17 protein-coding genes are annotated in these 19,050 nt (G+C 44.4%); 5 read left to right on the top strand and 12 right to left on the bottom strand.

The features are described from left to right. Positions 1 to 203 precede the first annotated feature (203 nt). Positions 204 to 986 carry a DUF5995 family protein gene (locus ACTWP7_RS00390; protein WP_443121550.1) on the top strand — a complete coding sequence of 261 codons (783 nt, stop codon included), beginning with the start codon at positions 204 to 206 and terminating at the stop codon, positions 984 to 986. 121 nt (positions 987 to 1,107) lie between these two features. Here the strand turns inward: ACTWP7_RS00390 and ACTWP7_RS00385 are convergent, their stop codons facing one another. From ACTWP7_RS00385 to ACTWP7_RS00365, 5 genes are all read right to left on the bottom strand, one after another. Continuing rightward, on the bottom strand, positions 1,108 to 1,596 hold the full coding sequence (locus tag ACTWP7_RS00385; RefSeq protein WP_443121549.1) for a divergent PAP2 family protein: 489 nt from the start codon (positions 1,594 to 1,596) through the stop codon (positions 1,108 to 1,110). A 130-nt stretch (positions 1,597 to 1,726) separates the two neighbouring features. Beyond that, positions 1,727 to 2,386: an FAD-binding domain-containing protein gene (locus ACTWP7_RS00380; protein ID WP_443121865.1), complete on the bottom strand. Its 660-nt coding sequence runs from the start codon at positions 2,384 to 2,386 to the stop codon at positions 1,727 to 1,729. A gap of 3 nt (positions 2,387 to 2,389) precedes the next feature. After that, positions 2,390 to 3,226 (bottom strand): deoxyribodipyrimidine photo-lyase, encoded by an 837-nt coding sequence (locus ACTWP7_RS00375; protein WP_443121548.1) that lies wholly within the window; start codon positions 3,224 to 3,226, stop codon positions 2,390 to 2,392. Positions 3,227 to 3,798: 572 nt separating this feature from the next. Further along, positions 3,799 to 4,167: a hypothetical protein gene (locus ACTWP7_RS00370; protein WP_443121547.1), complete on the bottom strand. Its 369-nt coding sequence runs from the start codon at positions 4,165 to 4,167 to the stop codon at positions 3,799 to 3,801. Positions 4,168 to 4,304: 137 nt separating this feature from the next. Continuing rightward, the gene (locus tag ACTWP7_RS00365) at positions 4,305 to 6,500 is read right to left on the bottom strand and encodes an ATP-dependent helicase (RefSeq protein WP_443121546.1); all 2,196 of its coding nucleotides are present in this window, start codon (positions 6,498 to 6,500) and stop codon (positions 4,305 to 4,307) included. An 848-nt stretch (positions 6,501 to 7,348) separates the two neighbouring features. Here ACTWP7_RS00365 and ACTWP7_RS00360 point away from each other — a divergent pair. From ACTWP7_RS00360 to ACTWP7_RS00350, 3 genes are all read left to right on the top strand, one after another. Then, positions 7,349 to 7,522, top strand: a complete 174-nt coding sequence (locus ACTWP7_RS00360; protein WP_224893437.1) for a hypothetical protein — start codon at positions 7,349 to 7,351, stop codon at positions 7,520 to 7,522. A 163-nt stretch (positions 7,523 to 7,685) separates the two neighbouring features. Then, complete coding sequence (locus ACTWP7_RS00355) at positions 7,686 to 8,852, top strand: DUF4317 domain-containing protein (protein ID WP_443121545.1); 1,167 nt, start codon at positions 7,686 to 7,688, stop codon at positions 8,850 to 8,852. Between the two features lie 105 nt (positions 8,853 to 8,957). Next, positions 8,958 to 9,929, top strand: a complete 972-nt coding sequence (locus ACTWP7_RS00350) for an arsenic resistance protein (protein ID WP_443121864.1) — start codon at positions 8,958 to 8,960, stop codon at positions 9,927 to 9,929. A 104-nt stretch (positions 9,930 to 10,033) separates the two neighbouring features. Here ACTWP7_RS00350 and ACTWP7_RS00345 read toward each other — a convergent pair whose 3' ends face one another. The 3 genes from ACTWP7_RS00345 to ACTWP7_RS00335 all read right to left on the bottom strand — a co-directional run bounded on the left by ACTWP7_RS00345 (position 10,034) and on the right by ACTWP7_RS00335 (position 13,067). Next, a complete protein-coding gene (locus ACTWP7_RS00345) occupies positions 10,034 to 11,962 on the bottom strand; it encodes an SEC-C metal-binding domain-containing protein (protein WP_443121544.1) in 1,929 nt (642 codons plus the stop codon). Between the two features lie 154 nt (positions 11,963 to 12,116). Next, positions 12,117 to 12,716, bottom strand: a complete 600-nt coding sequence (locus ACTWP7_RS00340) for a class I SAM-dependent methyltransferase (protein ID WP_443121543.1) — start codon at positions 12,714 to 12,716, stop codon at positions 12,117 to 12,119. A gap of 225 nt (positions 12,717 to 12,941) precedes the next feature. Further along, positions 12,942 to 13,067 (bottom strand): hypothetical protein, encoded by a 126-nt coding sequence (locus ACTWP7_RS00335; RefSeq protein WP_263622350.1) that lies wholly within the window; start codon positions 13,065 to 13,067, stop codon positions 12,942 to 12,944. A 398-nt stretch (positions 13,068 to 13,465) separates the two neighbouring features. On the opposite strand from ACTWP7_RS00335, the gene katG reads away from it, so the two are divergent. Then, a complete protein-coding gene (gene katG, locus ACTWP7_RS00330; RefSeq protein ID WP_443121542.1) occupies positions 13,466 to 15,706 on the top strand; it encodes a catalase/peroxidase HPI in 2,241 nt (746 codons plus the stop codon). Positions 15,707 to 15,865: 159 nt separating this feature from the next. Here katG and ACTWP7_RS00325 read toward each other — a convergent pair whose 3' ends face one another. From ACTWP7_RS00325 to ACTWP7_RS00310, 4 genes are all read right to left on the bottom strand, one after another. Next, complete coding sequence (locus tag ACTWP7_RS00325; protein WP_443121541.1) at positions 15,866 to 16,153, bottom strand: YkvS family protein; 288 nt, start codon at positions 16,151 to 16,153, stop codon at positions 15,866 to 15,868. A gap of 215 nt (positions 16,154 to 16,368) precedes the next feature. Next, entirely contained in the window at positions 16,369 to 16,569 is a 201-nt protein-coding gene (locus ACTWP7_RS00320; RefSeq protein WP_443121540.1) for a hypothetical protein, read from the bottom strand. A gap of 33 nt (positions 16,570 to 16,602) precedes the next feature. Then, complete coding sequence (gene rlmD, locus ACTWP7_RS00315; protein WP_443121539.1) at positions 16,603 to 17,985, bottom strand: 23S rRNA (uracil(1939)-C(5))-methyltransferase RlmD; 1,383 nt, start codon at positions 17,983 to 17,985, stop codon at positions 16,603 to 16,605. Between the two features lie 110 nt (positions 17,986 to 18,095). Further along, positions 18,096 to 19,010: a diacylglycerol kinase gene (locus tag ACTWP7_RS00310; RefSeq protein WP_443121538.1), complete on the bottom strand. Its 915-nt coding sequence runs from the start codon at positions 19,008 to 19,010 to the stop codon at positions 18,096 to 18,098. Between the last annotated feature and the right edge of the window lie 40 nt (positions 19,011 to 19,050).

The raw sequence follows: 19,050 nt of genomic DNA, 5'->3' as shown, positions 1-19,050 counted from the left end.
AAGTTAAAGAATTTCCATTAAAGCTATTAAATTTAGGTGTTATACTAAACATGATCACAAATTGAAACATAATTTTACTTCGGCTGAAATACTTCACAATTCTTATCCCAATCATTTACCACTACAAATTAATCATTTCCTACTTCGTTGTCTAACTCATACTTTTTCATCAATACCTATTAACCCTCGAGGGAGCTGATGGAATGAAATCTATAAGCACGCCCGAAAAACAGGTAGAAACCTTGGAAGAAGTCATTGAATTAATGACAGAACACCTCCATGCTCTTCAACGTACCGGTGACTACCGGGCTGTATTCCAGCATGTTTATCTATTAATGACACGGGAAATGCAGCTGCGTCTTGAATCTGGTTTCTTTGAAGATTCTATTTGGATGGAACGTGTTCTTGTTCGTTTTGCCCACTATTATTTTAGCGCCGTCAACGCCTATGAAGCAGACATTTCTTGTGCACCCGCATGGAAGCTTGCTTTTCAAATAGCTGAAGAAAAACAGAGCTTCGCGCTGCAAGATGCACTCCTCGGGATTAACGCCCACATTAATCGCGATCTCCCCATGGTCTTACATAAAATCCTTATTGAAGATCATACTTGGCCTAATGCTCGTCTTATGCTGCACCGGCGGCGGGATCATGAACGTATAAACGATGTATTAGGGGATCTGGTGGATATCGTGCAAGACGAACTAGCCAAACACTATGCCCGCTTGCTACGTTGGGTAGATGTTCTTATGGGGCGCAACGATGAAACACTATCTTCTTTCTTTATGGCTAACTGCCGTACAAACGTCTGGTATAATGTTGAACTGCTCCTGGACGTCTCAAGTGAAACTGAATTTCAGAATCAGCAAGAACGAATTGATGAAGAAGCCTACCGTATCGGACTTCAAATCGCCGACTACTCTCCTTTTTCAAAACACCGCTTCATTAAAAACCTCGCCCCCTTCATGAGGAGATATCATTGGTTCTAATCCAGAATACGCCCACCTCTTCCTATGAGCAGGAACGTTCGTATGAATTCGCTATAAAGCTAAAAATAGCAGCCCTTGCTTCGGGTCTGCTATTTTGGTCTTCCTCATTACCCATTCGAATTTAAGATTCACTTACTTTCTTCTCTCTATTTTCAAACTTGGCTGACATAAAACCAAGCACAGAACCAAAAACAGCTCCACCGAGCACTTCAACCGGCTGGTGGCCTAATAGTTCTTTCAATTCCTTCTCGCGCTCCACAAACTCAAAGCTTGGAAAGTCGAGAGCAATTTCAGCGAAATTATCCTCTAAGTCATTGACCAGTTTAGCAATTTCGCCTGTATGACGGCGAATGCCCTGCGCATCGTACATGACAATGACACCAAAAACGGTCGCCAGCGCTGTTTCAGGGTGGCGGGAGCCTTTATTAGCTGCTATGTAGGTGGTTAGCGCAGCAACCCCTGCCGAATGGGAACTCGGCATGCCACCGGTAGTCGCCACCTGTTTCACATCCCACTTACCTGTCAATCTTTTGTAAGTTACAATTTTGAGTGCCTGGGCAACCCCTATGGCGGTTAATGCTGTCAGTATTCCTCGGTTCATCTTCTGCATGTCGTTCACCCTTTACTTTACAATCTTTCTACTTTCTTATACTCATTTCATTACCCTAAATATAGTGTTTTATGCGGTGATTCATTAAATTCTTTCCATGGAATACGGCTTTCTTCTTTCGCTTTCAAGATCATTCGAACAGGTCCATAGACAATTGTTCTTCTGTCTGGCGCTCTCGTTCCTTCTCTTTCCGTTTCCTGCTTCCATGCTTTTTCAGCTGCTTTTGGGCTGTGGACTTTGCTTCATCAGTCTGCTGGACCGACCACAACAAGTCCCTTGCCTTTTTATTAGCAGAAGGGATATCAACAATAGGAGACGGGTAATCGAGTTCGTTAAAGTTCGGCAACTGCCAGGGCTGATGAATAAAGGATACTGGAATAGAACGAAGTTCAGGTACGAACCGCTTGATGAACGCCCCGTCCGCGTCATGATCAATCCCCTGTTTGACCGGATTATAAATACGTATCGTATTAAATCCGGTCGTGCCTGACTGCATTTGAATCTGGCTGTAGTGAATGCCTGGTTCATAATCCAGAAAAAGTCCTGCAAGTGCATGAGCCGGTTTTCGCCAGTCCAGCAGCAGCGTGTTGCAGACAAACGATACCACCATCGCACGCGATCTGAAATTGACCCAGCCGATTTCGTGCAGAGCTCTCATGGCTGCATCAATCATCGGGATGCCCGTCTGCCCGTTGTACCAGCGCGTAAAGGCTTCTTCATCCCACTCGGTGCGGATCTGATCAAATGCCGGGTTAATGGCGTGCTCTGTAATGGATGGATCGTCCTCCAGCCGCTAGATAAAATGACAATGCCAATGAAGCCGCGACATAAACATCTTCAAGTGCTTACGTCCTTTTGGAGAGGCGTCCATCTTTTCACGCGTTTTCTGTACCGCATAACGCATCGATAAGTTGCCCCAGGCGAGGTATGGGGAAAGCCGGCTGCACGATTCAGCTGAAGCCATTGGTTTTGAAATATGAAAATGATAGCACTGATACCGCTCGTCTAAGAAATCATTAAACGTGTGGTGAGCTCGACGTTCACCGCCAACCTGACCAGTTTCGATCAGCTTTCCTCCAACTTCAAAATGGTTGAGTACCTCCAGCTGATCCGTCAATAAATCAGGTGTCTTATCGGTCTCCACACAAGTGATGTGCTCTGATACAGGAATCAAGGGCTTATTCATAAACTGTTCCCAATAAGCTTGAAAATCATTCCTGGACTTCAATCGTCGTACTACACCATAATGCTGATACTCCCGGAAATCTAATCCGCGCTCTTTCATCCACTTATGCACACGCAGATCACGTTCGTATGTATGGGGTGTTCCGTTTTCTTCATGAGCATGTAAAATGAACTCACCAAAGGTACGATTTATGTCCTCTAAGACTTCCTCCATCTCGCCTATAGCTGTAAATAGATTGCCGCCTTTTTGCCGGAAACTTTTCTGAAGATCCATGAGGCTTTCTTTCACAAAATGAAAATGGCGTGCCGAGAGTTCCTGCCCCTGCCATATGGAAGGTTCTGCAATGTAGATAGGAAGAATCGGTTCGCCGCCCTGGACTGCCTTATAAAGCGGCTGATGATCGTATAAACGTAAATCCCGTTTCAACCAGACCACGTGCAGCATACCATCCACTCCTTGTTTATAGTATGTCCATTGTATAATTTAGACGCTGTGATTGCACGAATTGATGTTCCCCTTTTGTCTGTTAACTGCGTTAAACATTAGAGTCGATCTATAATAGGAAGACTTATTGAGCTAAAAGGCAGTATAGTTGAAGACTCAGTTTCGAGATAATGTGTGGAGAAAGGGGCTCGAGGGACCGGCTCGCTTTCCGCGGCCCTGCACGACGCAGGGTCGTTCGACGTTGCCACAGGACGTGGCGGTCTTAGTCGAACATCCCTTGTGCTGAGCTTCCTCGGGCTTAACAGCCCTGCGGGATCTCACCGATCATGTTGCTGATGCTGACAATCCATCCAGCTCAATCTGATCGAAGAATCCATTCAATTCTCTTAAATAATTCATGAGTACCGCCTCTTTCTTTTTTTATATAAAAACTCTTCCATATCTATTATCGATTTGGAAGAGCGTTTCGGTCTCATATTTTTTAATTTTTTTATATAGAGGGCACTTTTTTGTAATTAAGGAAGCCGCTCTACCTAATTAGATCAGCTTCCCATGGATTTGGATCGAAATTCTTAAAATTTGAAACCAAATACAGCCACATCAATCGCATTCACCCCGGAATCTTCCGGCACCTCTGCTTTCATGACCAAATCGAGACCAGGCGCATGATATGTTCGAGTAAGCTGTTCACCTGGACCAAGGATAAGTATATCCAGCACTAAAAAGTTAACCTGATCAACCTTTGTAATTAGTTTAAGAGTTACAGCCCCCTCTGAAACAATCCGGTTTCCCACAACGACCCGGATCGTGTAAAAAGGCTGAACGTGAATTCCACCAGCTTCCATTTCTGTCACCACTACCGTTTTCCCCGCTTCAATCGTCTGCCCGGCCGGTTCTGTCATAAAAAGAAGGTTATTTCCTCGTTGAGCTCGTTGAGACATGTAGCTCCCCTCTCATCCACTTTTTATATCCTATGAAGAATGAAGGGGAAAAGGAATGATTAGTTTATAGACACTCAACTTTTTAAAGCTCCTCTCTTGTCAGGCAGACTCCCGGCCATGTATTACGAGCCTTCCTTTCAAAGCTTCTTAAGCAGACCGTTACTCAAACAAACTTCTAAAAGCATTTCCTTGTAACCACCCTCTTCAAACTGAATCCCAATTTGATCTCCGCCGTACTCTTTAATCACACCAGGACCAAATTTACTGTGAATGACCTCTAGCCCTATATCAATATCATCGTGCTGAAGCAGACTTTCATCCGACAAGTCCGATGCGGCATACTTACTCTTCTTAGAAGAGGGGATTTCGCTCGCTGGCTGAACAATCTTTTTCACATTCGTTACAAATATCGACTCCGTCACCCGCTCACTGCCTTTATAGTGGTACGTCAGGAGTTCCAGGTTCGTCCGGGCCCGCGTCATCCCCACATAAAACAAACGTACCGCTTCTTCCATAGGGCCGTACTCTTTGTTACGGTAGCGCTCCATATCATTCTGGGACGGAACAACTCCATTAATGAGGTCGATCATATAAACCTTGTCATACTCCAACCCTTTAGCACTGTGAAAAGTGGTGAGCGTCAGATTGCTTTTATTTTTATTAAATTTAGACGTTTGTACGAGATGCTCCAGCTCCTTCAAGCGATTGGCGAAATCTTTTAACGTCCCCAGTCCTTCTGCGATCTTTTCCAACGTGTCGATGATGCCGAAAAGGTGTTCAGAGTTAAAGCCGAATTTCTCACACATTTTTTTGATCGCGTGGTCATATCCGAGCTTTTCACGGATCGTTCGAATGGCTTGATCTGGCGGCATTTGGTTGATGGATTGGAAAAGCTTCTGTGCTTTTGGAATGGCCTTCTTCTGGTAGGAAGGCAGCTCACTATCAAGCAGCGTGTCAAAAATAGACGTTTCTATCGGCATCTTCTTCAAGTAGGCGATCTGCCGCTTCGATATATAGGCATTGAATTTCATATGGATTCTTTCAAGAATATCAACTCTGCGGTCGTTATAAGTAAAGCGCATGAAATTCAGCATATCTTCAACGATCCAGTGTTTGAAAAACTTCGGGTCAATATCTTTCATATAAAAGTGGACCCCCGCTTTATCCAGCTTATCCGCAAGCGGAACCGCAGAAGCGTTATTCCTATAGAGGACAGCGACTTCCTCGCTAACTCCACTCTTTTTTATCTCTTCTGTCACATACTTCAACTGATCCTCATAATGATGCATCGTCTTGATAGCGACCGGCTGATCGGATGAATTGGACGTGAACATTTCCTTTGGATAACGGTTCTGGTTACGCTTAATGAACTGATTGGAAGCCTGGACGATCTCCTGCGAGGAGCGATAATTCTGCGACATCGTCATCACCGTGGCTCCAGGGTACTCCTTCTCGAACTGCAGAAGTTTCGTCACATCCGACCCACGCCACATAAAGATGGACTGGTCATCATCCGCTACCACACAAAGATTGTTTTGCGGCTGGGATAACAGCTTCACAATCTCATGCTGAACCACGGAATTATCCTGGCTCTCATCGGTTAGAAGATACTCGAATTTCTTCTGATATTTAGACAAAATGACCGCATCATCTAATAAATACTGATAGCAATACGTCAGCATATCGTCGAAATCCAGTAACAGTTGCGCCGAATGATTTTTCTTGAAGCGTTCATAGGCTTGATAGATGGAAACCGCATTTTTAACGGTGCAGGTGATTTTATCCAATTCCTTCCCAGAAGCCATCCGGTTTTTTACAAAGCTGATATAAGTCATCAGTTCGTCCATCTCGTCATCCGTCATTTGCGTGCCGTTCGTATCCTCATATATCTTTTTCAAAATAAATTTCTTATGCAGGGGTACCTCTGGACCGTCCCAGCCTTTTTTCCATTCGTCCTGCGGAACCTGCCCTTCGATCAGCTGAAAATCCTGATTTTTCTTACGCAGATACTCCCGAACGACCTGGAAGGCAAAGCTGTGAATGGTTGAAAAATGAACTTTTTCATTCGTTAAGCCGGAAAAGAACCGATCGAAACGCTCCGACATATCCCGGGCGGACGCTTTACTGAATGTGATCGCCATAATCCTGTCCGCTCTCACCTTTTTCTCCAGTAATAAATAGCCAATTTTCATATTAAGTGTGGTGGTTTTCCCTGAACCCGGGGACGCAAGCAGGAGCAGTGGCCCATCCGTGTGTAGAACCGCTTCTCTCTGCACGTCATTCAAACGCACACCAGTGCTTTCTTCCATGAATTCAAAGAAGTCCTTCGTCATAGGTACGTCCCTCCTTTCTATCCTTGCTACAAAGAAAAATAGATGGAAGAAGGGAGAGAGCCCCTTCTTCCATCTATTCCTATCAACCGATTGAGTACTTGCGCACCCAATATCCTTATTACATTATATCTCTTATAGGAGTGGGATTCTACCGCTAGGGAGTGAATTTAATGCTAAGAGTTTCGGAACCTTTTTCTTACATGAACAGCCCTGTTTATAATCGAGCGTTTATTTTTTCAAATAAGCTCCCGATACCGGAAGACTCAGTTTCGAGACAATTGGTGGAGCGGAAGGTCCTCCGGGGGACGATTTCGCTTTCCGCGGGCATGTGCTAAGCCTCATGTCCATCCCGCAGGAGTCTGCATCGCCCCCTCCGGACCTGGCCAAATCAGAAACTCGAAACCATTTAAGACATCGACGGGTTCATGAGAAAAAATCATGGGGGCATGAGGCTATTTCCAGGCTATGCCGGTGTGGAATAGCCTGTCATAAAAGTATTTAGGACCGATTAAGAAGGCGAGCATCCTCTCTTATAAAAGTGTCCGTTATTCTTACTCGGCTGGATTGGTGGGGAAATGGCGAGACTCCCATGGGAGAAGGGACTAGGTGAGATCCCGCAGGGAGTGAAACGAGCGAGGAAGCTCACCGTTCCCCCATAGGAAAGCGAGTTATTTCCCCACCAGCCCCCTCCCCATATGGTAACGGACCCGAGATATCTCGAAACTGAGTCTTCAACAATCGGTCCTATTGTGGTAAAACGCCTTATTGGGATTATCTGCGCTTAATTTAGGCTTCGGTATAAATTCTGCACAGCATCTTATACTAAATTTGAAAAGGAGGCGATATTGATGGCGAAGAGAACGAAGAAGAACGATCCGGAGCAAAAGCACAAAAATAGCTTCGATCCGAAGAAAGCTGACACTGAGTTTGCAGAAGGATTCGGCAGCGCAGAAGCCAATCGAATCCATAAAGAAGAAGCTAAACGCGCTAGAAAATCACATCGCCCTAACCAGGCTAATTAGGGTTATACAAAAGACTCCTTCCTATTGGAGGAGTCTTTTCCTTTTCACACTTCCGAAATCAAGCCATTCCCCCGTCTCTTACTCTATTAATTCTAACGCTTGATTTCACGGTCCCTATGTTAAAATAATAGAGAAGGATTATAAGCTTAGGAGTGGACGATTGATGGACAAAAAAGATATTGCAGATATCCGCAGACAGTTCAAAGTGGATAACGATCTGATGAAAATCTCAGATATTTTTAACGTATATATTATGAAGGAAACGACCGATATTTATCATCACCAGAGCCAGCCATTTGAAATGCTCGACCAGGACCAGCAGGAACTGTTTATGAACAATTTCAAGAAGGTACTGACCGGGCAGCTGGATGAAAAATTATTTGAACTGAAATTTGTGCGCGAAGCCGAAGACCATAGTCAGCTTATATTACATAAAGGGCTATTGAGCACGAATCTCGAGGACTGGAAGGAACAGATGCTTACGATGACCGAAAAGATGATCCGGGACAATCCTTATGAAAAGGATGTCGTCATCACTTTCATCCGCGCCGAATACTTAAAGCCGGCGAAGCGCCGTAATGACGAAGCAGAAGAAAGTGAACGGGATGCTGTTTATTCCAATTCCTTTATTCTGTGCAGTGTCAATCAGACACAGGAGCCTAAAAAAGAGATCCAGTTCGACTACGTGGAGAAAGAATTCAAGTATAAAATTGAGGTAGATCCTGTCATTGACCTCAAGAATCCGATGACTGGATTTCTTTTCCCAACCATCACAGACGGGGCTTCTGATGTGAATCACGTTCTTTACGCTTCTGGTAAAGCTAATGAACCAGACTACCGCTTCATTGAAGACGTCTTAAACGGCGAAGAAATCATGACAGCGAAAGAAGATAAGGCGGTTTTCGAGGAAGTTATTAAAGATGTCGTCGGCGACCAGCTTAACCCTTCCACCCTCGCCAGTGTGTACGGAGAAATTAACCGCGTCGTGGAAGAGAATGAAGAAGATGAACCTCCAAGACTTGATTACAAGGACGTGGAGCGTGTTCTGAATCAGAGCGGAGAAAAAGTTGACTCTGAAAAAGTGAAAACCGCTTTCCAGCGCGTTACCGATAACGAAACGTATGAGCTCAAAGCAAGCAGTATTGTTCCTAAATATAAAACTAAATCGATCAAAATCAACACCAAGATCGCTAACATTTCCATCAGCCCTCAGGACCTGGAATATGTGAGACAGGTGAACTACAAAGGGAAACGCTGCATTATGATTGAAGTAGAAGAAGATGCAGAGATTGATGGATTTAAGATGCTTCCGGAAGCATTTGGAGAGTAAAACCTACTACCGCCACAAACAAAAACCAACACAGAGATTTCGCTCGATCTCTGTGTTGATTTTTATTTTTTAGCAAATCTAATAAATGAAGAAAGGAGAATTCCTCTGCTTTCTAAAGAAAAACTTGAAAACAACCAAATTTGGATTTATTTTATTTTCATGATTGCAGCGGCAGGTTTCGGTTTCCTTATGCCACGGTCCGCAGAAAGTCTGGAATCGATTATTTCAATTGTTATAGCTTTACTGCTTTATAGTATGTTTTCTCAAATTCCGTTTACTTCCCTGAAAGAATCACTAGGCGATAAAAAGTTTCTCAAAGCTCTATTAACGACCAATTTTATCATGGTACCGATCGTGGTCTGGCTGCTGGCTCGATTGTTACCACAAAACCCTGAACTTTTGATAGGGTTTTATCTTGTGTTATTAACCCCGTGCATTGACTATGTCATTGTTTTCACTGCGCTAGGAAAGGGTGATGAGAGGCTCATGTTAGCTTCTACTCCCATTTTACTGGTCATACAGCTAGTGCTTTTACCTTTTTACTTATGGTTGTTTATGGGAAGGGGCGCAGCAGGAATCGTAGATCCTTCCCCTTTCCTGGAAGCCTTTTTTGGGCTCATTTTCATTCCTCTTATCACCGCAATCTGTATCCAATTAGCAGCAAAGAGATACCGCATAGGGGCAAAGATTTTAAGTGGTTCAGCCTGGCTGCCTGTTCCGTTTATGGCTTTCACGCTCTTTGCAGTTGCAGCTTCTCAATTACCAAAATTACCGGCCTATGCAAGTGATGTTGTGAAAGTTGTCCCTCTTTACGTGGCTTTTATGATCATTATGCCTTTCCTATCTAAGTTCGCAGCGAAATGGTTTCAATTAGGCACGAAGTCAGGTCGCACCCTTATTTTCAGCAGCTCCACCAGGAACTCTTTAGTTGTGCTCCCCCTCGCCTTTTCACTACCAGAGATAGGGAACATGGTGGCAGCTGTGGTCATCACACAAACCATTGTAGAACTAATTAGCGAACTGATCTACGTTCGCTTTGTGCCACATGTGTTGCTTAGAGATGAACAAACGAATTGAAACCAAAAAATCTCCCCTGACGCACAATTACGCGGGGAGAATGATTACAGACCGGAAGGGGGTAAAAGCAAATAAGCTTCTTACTCCCACTATCATTTATATTTTCAGTCAGAAAATATAAACCGTTCATTTAGATATCTCGTTACATGATGCAGATGTTTATTCCAGGCAGAAGCATTCCGGTAATGGTAGACAATGGCTTCTTCTTCAGAACCAGGCTGATAGGTCCGTGGTAGTTCATCCCACGTTTTCACCCCTGCCAGATAAGAGAGGATAAATGGGTTTTCTTCCTCTGCATCAGAAAGAAAATCTTCTATCAATTCCGGAGGGTGGCCCTCTTCAATCGTTAGCAGAGCTTCCGAGTAAGCTCCCCACGTACCATCCTCCGGGTATTTTCGAAGAAGCTCTTCAGCTTTCTCAAGCCGGCCAGACTTCATATACAACGGAAAGATTTCCTGCCGGATACCCTGGTTATCAGCTTTATTATACTCGAGCAGTTCTTCATAAAATTTAATCGCGCGATCCAGGTCGCCTTCTTCTGCATAAACGGAAGCCAGTAGCTCTTGAGCTCTCATAAATGGCCGTGCTGTCACGTCATTCCACAGTTCTCCACTATTTAAATCCAGATCGTTATAGAGAGCATCGTTGGATGCTTCATAGAGGAGGCTTAATTTCTTTAATGGCTCCGCTTCAAGATAAGCTTGCAGGACACGAGCATCCACCGAGTTTGGATATAGGCGAAGAGCTTCATCGACCAGCTGCTTTCTTTTATCTTCGGTCTCTGCCAAATAGGCATCATAAGCCAGCAGTTGTGCTTTTTCGTCATCTGTTTTTGGAACGAAGGTCTTCTGGGAATTAGCCTGTATGAAGCTTTCCACTTCTTGTCTTGTGGAAAAATTCTCCCTGGAAAGTCTAGCGATCATCTCATAATTAGCGCGTTCTGCTGCTACTTCCCAGCTCGGGAACGTAAATTGAGAATAAGCGGGACCAGATGACGGTTGATCCGTTTCTCCATAGTCTTTAAGTAAGTTAAAATAAGCATCATCCATTTCTTCCACACGCCGGGAAATACTATTCGGACTTACTCCATACTTCTGGGCAATCTCTTTTTGAGTAACAGGCTTAAAATAGCCGAAATGAGGATTATCCTTATAATAGTATTCCAGTGTGGCAGTGAACACTTCGGGTTTACGGATGGTCGGTAAATAATGATCGCAGTAATACATCCACAGGTAGTGGAGATGAGTATAGTTATCCTGATGCTTGATCACAGGATCAATCTTCTGATCTAACAACCAAAGAACTTCTTTCTCCGTCTCACTTCCGTCCCAGCTGTCTGCGATGTTTTCATTCACATCGTACTGAAGAAATTCGACCAGATAATCCGAGAAATGAGCAGTAAAGAAATCTGCAATACTCCCTTTGGTATTACTCTCTTCATATTCTTTTTTCACATAACCGGAAAAGGAGGAAAACATCTTTGGACTCACACCTAACGCGGTTGGAACGAATTGATAATAATTGCCCCAGTCCATCAACACTCCAAAATAATGGTTCATTATTTCCTCTTCAGGCTCAACTAGTACCGAGAAATCAACCTCATACACTTCTTCCGTCCATTCCCGCTCTACTTTCTGAACCAAGCCGTTTCCTTTTTCAACCACAGTAAACAAGCCAGGAATCGATTGAGGCCAGTTTTCTAATGCTTTTCGCGTAGCTGGACGAGAGATACCTTTCTTAACTTGCTCTACATATTCCTGTATTACAGTCTGCCCACGAGCATTGGTCTGAAAAATGGTCTTATCCGCAATCCTCATGCTAACTTTAATTTCCTCTAAATGATCAGAGGGATCCTCAAAATTTAATAGATAAGGATAGTGATCCATTATATAATCCTGAAATCGAAAATATAATTGATCCAGTTCTTCTTTAACTACTGTGCCAGTTAGACTGACTATCTTTTTATCCCCGCAGCACTTTTTGTACTTCTTTCCGCTGCCGCACGGACACGGATCATTTCTTCCAGCTTTCATACCGCACACATCCCTTCTACCTATATTATAACGAGAGTTTAGGCGAGATGGAAGAGAGCTAGAATGCCCTGCAAAACCATCATCATGCGAAAAAATAATAAAAGGATAAGAACCTCGTCTGCCCGGAGTTCTTACCCTCACTATTTAAGCTCATTTATTTTTGGATAAAGCCTTGAATCACATGACCGATCCCGTTATGTCTTTCTCCTTCGTTTCGTTCAGCCTCTCCGTAATAAAAATGAAGACATTTATAATCCTTGATCCAACTAAGGACATCTTCTGCGGCATAAAGCATCTCTGTTGATTTTGGACCGCCTGTTCCATAAGACAGTTGCTCTTCAGAATAAACTTCGAAAAGGATATGTCCTCCCGGCTTTACAGAACGGATCAATTGTTCCATCAGAAACAATTGATCCTGCTTCGGTACGTGACCAAATACCATAATGGCTGCATCAAACTGATCCGACTCCATCTCCATTTCGGTTAAGTCGCCTTGAACCGTTTCTATGCGGACACCTTCTTCCTTCGCTAACTGCAGTGCTTTATTCAACCCTTGATCAGATTGATCCAGAATAGACACGTCATGTCCCATTTTGGCCAAATAAACCCCGTTACGTCCTTCTCCCTCAGCAAAGCATCCGATTTTGCTATTTTTAGGAATCCGCTCACTCATATCTTTAATAAAAGCATTAGGCTGCCTTCCATAGGCATAATCAGGCTCGGAAAATCTTTGATCCCACATTTCTTTAGACATATTACATACACCCTATTGTATAGTGCTTCAACAAGTATAACATTTTAATTTTCTTCCATATAGGAATGAAAATTACCTTCTAGCCTGCCGTATTTACATAATTCCAGTCCTTTATCATGATTTAAAACCTTACAACTATGTAGATCGCCACAAAGACGGATCCCTACTTGATGGGTTCCGTCTTTGTGGTATCCCCTCTTCACCATAAGTGATAGTTACAATCCTCTATTTAATGCGGTCGTCCATCTGTTTACTCGTTTTGTTTATCGTAATTCTTTCTTCTCCCGTACTCGGCTGGACAGCATCTCTTCCTTTTTGAATATTGCGTTTCGATTTAGATTTCTTGCTCATATTTACTCACTCCTATTTTAAATAATTGAACAAGCTTAGTTTGACCTAACATGACTGTCTTATGTGCCGTTTAATGGTTACCTATAATGAAATCACTATAGAGTGTTTGTACCCCCTTTTGAGCACTAGAAGAAATCTTATCTATTTAAAAACGATAAAATCTACTTTCAATTCAGTAAATTTGTTAAAATAAGAGTTAAGAGAATCTCAATTCCCCCATGATAAACTTCAGTTTATTATCAATCTGCTGCGCCCGCATCCCTGGTTTTTGGCCTAATTGAAAATAATCTTTTCGGAATCTATGCATCTCGCTTTCAATTTAAGTAGTAATTTATTATAATTATAATCTAAGATCGATTATAATTAGTTTTTCCAACATAAGAAGGGAGAATTTATACATGGATAAAAACGAAATGAATAGCAATCAGCCCGAGAAGTGTCCGGTTATGCACGGAAAAACGGAGGAAGAGAATGCCGTTACGACGACTAAAGTTGGTACGACCAATAAAGATTGGTGGCCGAACCAGCTGAATCTGCACATATTAAATCAGCATGATAAGAAGACCAACCCTATGGGTGAAGATTTTGATTATGCGGAAGAATTCAAAAAGCTCGATTATGATGCCTTGAAACAGGATTTAAAAGAGCTTATGACAACCAGCCAGGACTGGTGGCCTGCTGACTATGGACACTATGGCCCGCTATTCATACGTATGTCATGGCACGCAGCCGGTACGTATCGTACAGGCGATGGACGAGGCGGCGGAGCTACAGGATCACAGCGTTTTGCTCCGCTTAACAGCTGGCCCGATAATGCGAACTTGGATAAAGCTCGCCGTCTGCTGTGGCCAATCAAACAGAAATACGGCAACAAGATTTCATGGGCCGACTTACTCGTCCTTACTGGTAATGTGGCGCTTGAATCCATGGGCTTGAAAACGTTTGGCTTCGGCGGAGGACGTGAAGACGTCTGGCACCCTGAAGAAGATATCTACTGGGGTAATGAAAAAGAATGGCTTGGTGACAACCGTTATTCAGGCGACCGCGAGCTTGAAAATCCGCTTGCTGCCGTTCAAATGGGTCTTATCTATGTAAACCCTGAAGGACCAAACGGACATCCAGATCCCCTTGCAAGTGCGCGCGATATTCGCGACACATTTGGACGCATGGGAATGAATGATGAAGAGACTGTTGCCCTTATCGCCGGTGGTCATACCTTTGGTAAAGCACACGGAGCTGGCGATGCAGAAGCCAATGTAGGCGCAGCACCAGAAGCAGCTGATATTGAAGCGCAGGGATTAGGCTGGCAAAGCAGTCATGGCAGCGGTAAAGGCCGTGACACGATCACGAGTGGCGTAGATGGTGCCTGGACTCCTAACCCAACGGTATGGGACAACGGTTACTATGATCTATTATTCGGCTACGAGTGGGAACTTACGAAGAGTCGAGCAGGTGCCAATCAATGGGCTCCCGTTAACCCTAAAGAAGAGGACCTTGCTCCAGATGCAGAGGATTCCTCTGAACGCGTTCCTACATTTATGACAACAGCGGATATGGCGCTGCGTGAAGATCCAACTTATGAAAAAATTTCACGCCGTTTCCACGAAAATCCGGATGAATTTGCCGATAAATTCGCTCGCGCCTGGTTCAAACTGCTCCACCGCGACATGGGACCTAAAGCGAGATATCTAGGCCCTGAAGTTCCAGATGAAGATTTAGTATGGCAGGATCCAGTTCCAGATGTGAATTACACCTTAACGGACGCTGAAATCGCTGACCTGAAGGAGAAAATTCTAAGCTCTGGACTGACTGTAAGCGAGCTCGTGAAAACAGCATGGGCTTCTGCCAGCACATTCCGTAAATCCGATATGCGCGGCGGCGCGAATGGTGCCCGCATCCGTCTAGCCCCTCAGAAAGACTGGGACGTAAACGAACCGGAGCAGCTGGCCAACGTCATCTCTGTTTATCAAGACATTCAAAATGACCTTGATAAAAACGTCAGCCTTGCTGATTTGATTGTACTTGGCGGTAGTGCCGCCATTGAGAAAGCAGCCAAGGATGCCGGTGTGAACGTAACCGTTCCATTTGCGCCTGGACGAGGCGATGCTACTCAAGAACAGACAGATGAAGAAAGCTTTGAAGTACTTGAGCCGATGGCCGATGGATTCCGTAACTATGAGAAGAAGAAATATGCGTGGAGTCCAGAGGAACTATTAGTAGATAAAGCTCATCTATTAGACCTTTCTGCACCAGAAATGACCGTTCTCGTCGGCGGTATGCGCGTACTTGGCGCAAACTACAACGACACTGAACATGGTGTATTCACAGACCGCGTCGGCACACTTACGAACGACTTCTTCGTAAACCTGCTGGACATGGGAATCGAATGGCATCCAACCGAATTCAACACCTATGAAGGACGTGACCGTCAAACAGGAGAGCTCGTGCGCACAGCCACACGTGTCGATCTTGTCTTCGGTTCAAACTCCATCCTGCGTTCCTACGGGGAAGTCTATGCACAGGATGACAACAAAGAGAAATTTGTGCGTGACTTCGTAAATGCATGGGTGAAAGTTATGAATGCAGATCGTTTTGATTTGAAAGCAAATAAAGATTCCTTGGCGTATCATAACGCATAATTTAAATAAACCCCACACCAGGATGCCGTAATGGCATTCGGTGTGGGGCTTTTTTTAAGCAGTGGGAAGGTTTCGGCGCTTCCTTGATGAAGAACAGATCCTTCTCACACTAAAGAAAGAGCATCTGATCCTCTTTCTTATATATTATTATTGTTTAACTTACCTGTCACGGCGTTCTTTAATGCTGTAGTTTGTATGAGCAACAACGGTTTTTTCGAATTCTAAATTGCGCTCGTGGAAATCCTCCATAATGGTCATGTCGCAAACAACAGAGTTTTGTAATCTAGCAGAAGTTACGACAGCCTCAATCTGTTGGCCATCTTTTTCGAAAGTAATGATATCGCCTTCCGTTGCTTTGTCTTCTTCTTTTACTTTCAGTTCTTCTTCTGACTCTTTCTTTTTAAACGCAGCATCCATTAAATTTTTGCTTACATTTTCATCAGCCATGAGAAACTCCCCTTCCTAGTGAATGTAATGTTCGCTTGTGTCAAGATTCAGGCCAAGGATTTTCTTATCTATACCCGTAATCAAGGACTCTCATTCTTCTTATAGTATTACTCTAACACGATTCTTTTGTAGAAGCATGGGGACAGCGCTTCCAATTAAAGAATTAGTATTCAACTCCAAATACCAAAAAAAAGCAAGGCCCCCCTGCTTTTCCTTCATTCATCCATTTCCACTACTCTTACTGCCTTACTTCCACAGTTTTTGCATTTACCCTCTAACATCACACCCATAGGATGATCCACGATAATAAAATCTGTGATGGTCACTGCATCCTTACAGGATCGGCAAAAAACGTTTGCTATAAGTTGCTTTCTTTCATTTTCAGGTATGGCTAACCACTTTTTATTCGCTTCCATTCAAGCACCTCCTAAAAGAATATCATTTAAGTCTTACTTATCTGTTCTCTCAAGCCACGTCACACACTCCACATGACTCGTCTGCGGGAACATATCCACCGGCTGAACCTCCTGTGTCGCATATCCTCCATCCTCAAGCACACGTAAATCACGCGCGAGCGTTGAAGGGTTACACGATACATAGACGATACGCTCCGGTTCCATATCAAGCATAGCTTTAAGCAGTTCTTCATCACAGCCTTTACGTGGTGGATCGACTACGATCACGTCCGGACGGAGTCCCTGGTTGCGCCACCATGGCATCAGCTCTTCGGCCTGTCCGACGTAAAATTCGGCGTTGTCCATTTTATTCAGACGGGCATTTTTCTTCGCGTCGGTGACGGCTTCGGGAACGACTTCGACGCCGTACACTTTCTTCGCTTGCTGGGCCAGGAAAAGAGAAATCGTGCCGATGCCGCAGTAGGCGTCAATGACGGTTTCGCCTCCGCGAAGGTCAGCGTATTCGAGCGCTTTGTCATATAGATTCTTCGTCTGGGTCGGGTTGACCTGATAGAACGATTTCGGTGAGATCATGAATTTAATATCGCCGATCATATCGTAGATGTATTCGTCGCCCCAGATAACTTTGGTTTCTTTGCCGAGAATTACATTTGTCTTCTGATTGTTCACGTTATGCACGATTGACTTCACGCTTGGAAAAGCATCACGGATCTCATCAATCAGCTTGTCCTGTTCAGGCAGGTTCTTCGTTTTGGTTACGAGCACAATCATAATATCTTTTGTCGTCTGCCCGGTGCGGACCATAATATGACGCAGCGTACCGCGGTGGGTGTCTTCATCATAAGCTGAGATCCCTAGCTCCGTGGCAATACGCCTTACGGTTTCCACCATCCGGTCGTTCAGTTCATCCTGAATGATACACGTATCCATATCGATAATATTGTGGCTGCGCTTCTGATAAAAGCCGGTCTTGAGCTGGCCGTCTTCTTTCTGTCCGACGGGAATTTGAATTTTATTACGGTAGCGCCACGGATCGGCCATTCCGATCGTTTCGTGGACAGGAACGTGTTGGAGGTGTCCGATTTTCTTCATCGCGTTTTTCACCTGGTTGTGCTTCATCTCAAGCTGCATGCTATAGCTCATATGCTGCAGCTGGCAGCCGCCGCACTGGTAATACACATCACATGGCGGCTCAACACGGTCTTCGCTTTCTTCTTTTACATTCAAGAGCTTGCCGAAGCCAAAGTTCTTTTTCACTTTGACGACTTTTACTTCGGCTTCTTCCCCGGGAAGACCATACGGTACGAAGAGCGGATAGCCATCCACTTTCCCTACCCCATTGCCTTCATGGGTTAAATCCTCAAACGTCAGGTGTATGGTCTGGTTTTTCTGTACGGGCGGCTTTGGTTTCGCCATCATTTATCCGTCCTTTTCTAGTTAGACTCTGTGTTCGTAGTTTATCACAAATCCTGTTGTTTCATGAAACCATTAGAAAACGCCGCTGCCCCGGATAGGACAGCAGCGCTTCACGATTCTTCTAATTCGCCTGGAAATTTATCCTTCGGTAAGAAGAAATCCAAGTGGCGGTATAGATTCACAAATTCTCCCGGCATCATGCCGCCGAACTCCCCATCAATGTTCAACTGCATTTTCTCATCCGTCTTCACCTTCACGCGGCTTGCGGTGGTGTGAATGAACTTCGGATGGTTCAAATGGTTGCCTTGAATTGCGAGTGTGGCGAGACGGACGAATTCGGCAATGTTCATTTTTTCAATAATCATTAAGTCGAACAATCCATCATCCATGCGGGCCGATGGAGCCAGTTTCTCCAGGCCGCCGACGGAGTTTGTATTGGAAACGAGAAATAACATGATCTCTCCTTCATACCATTTGCCGTCATACTCTATTTCGACGCGTGTTGGACGGATCGAAGGCAGCATTTCAATTCCTTTAAGATAATAGGCCAGCTGCCCGATCATAGTTTTCAGCTTGCTTGGGACTTCATAGGAAACCTCGGTGATCTTTCCTCCACCTGCAATGTTCATGAAATAATGACCGTTCACGCGGCCGATATCAAGTGGCTGGGTGTGTTCTTCCAGAATGATATCAACGGCCTTATGAATGTTCCTTGGTATATTTAACGCACGTGCAAAATCGTTCGTTGTCCCGACTGGAATGATCCCGAGCTTCGGTTTGTGGTCCTGTTCGGCAAGACCATTAATCACTTCATTAATGGTTCCATCACCACCGGCAGCAACGACTACATCAAACTCCCGATCCACAGCGTATTTTGCAGCTTCGATCGCGTCCCCGGCACAGGTGGTTGCATGTGTCGATGTTTCATAGCCGGTTTGTTCAAACCGCTGCAGAATATCAGGGAGGACTTTACGAATGAGTTCTCTCCCAGAGGTCGGGTTATAAATTATTCGAGCACGTTTCATGGTATGACCCCCTCATCCAGGCTTGTTCCATAGAACATCA

Origin of the sequence: Halobacillus sp. B29 (assembly GCF_052246755.1) — a bacterium.
In the GTDB taxonomy this organism is placed as follows: domain Bacteria; phylum Bacillota; class Bacilli; order Bacillales; family Halobacillaceae; genus Halobacillus; species Halobacillus halophilus.
The sequence above is the reverse complement of the archived record's forward strand: the minus strand, read 5'-3'. Positions and strand labels throughout refer to the sequence as shown.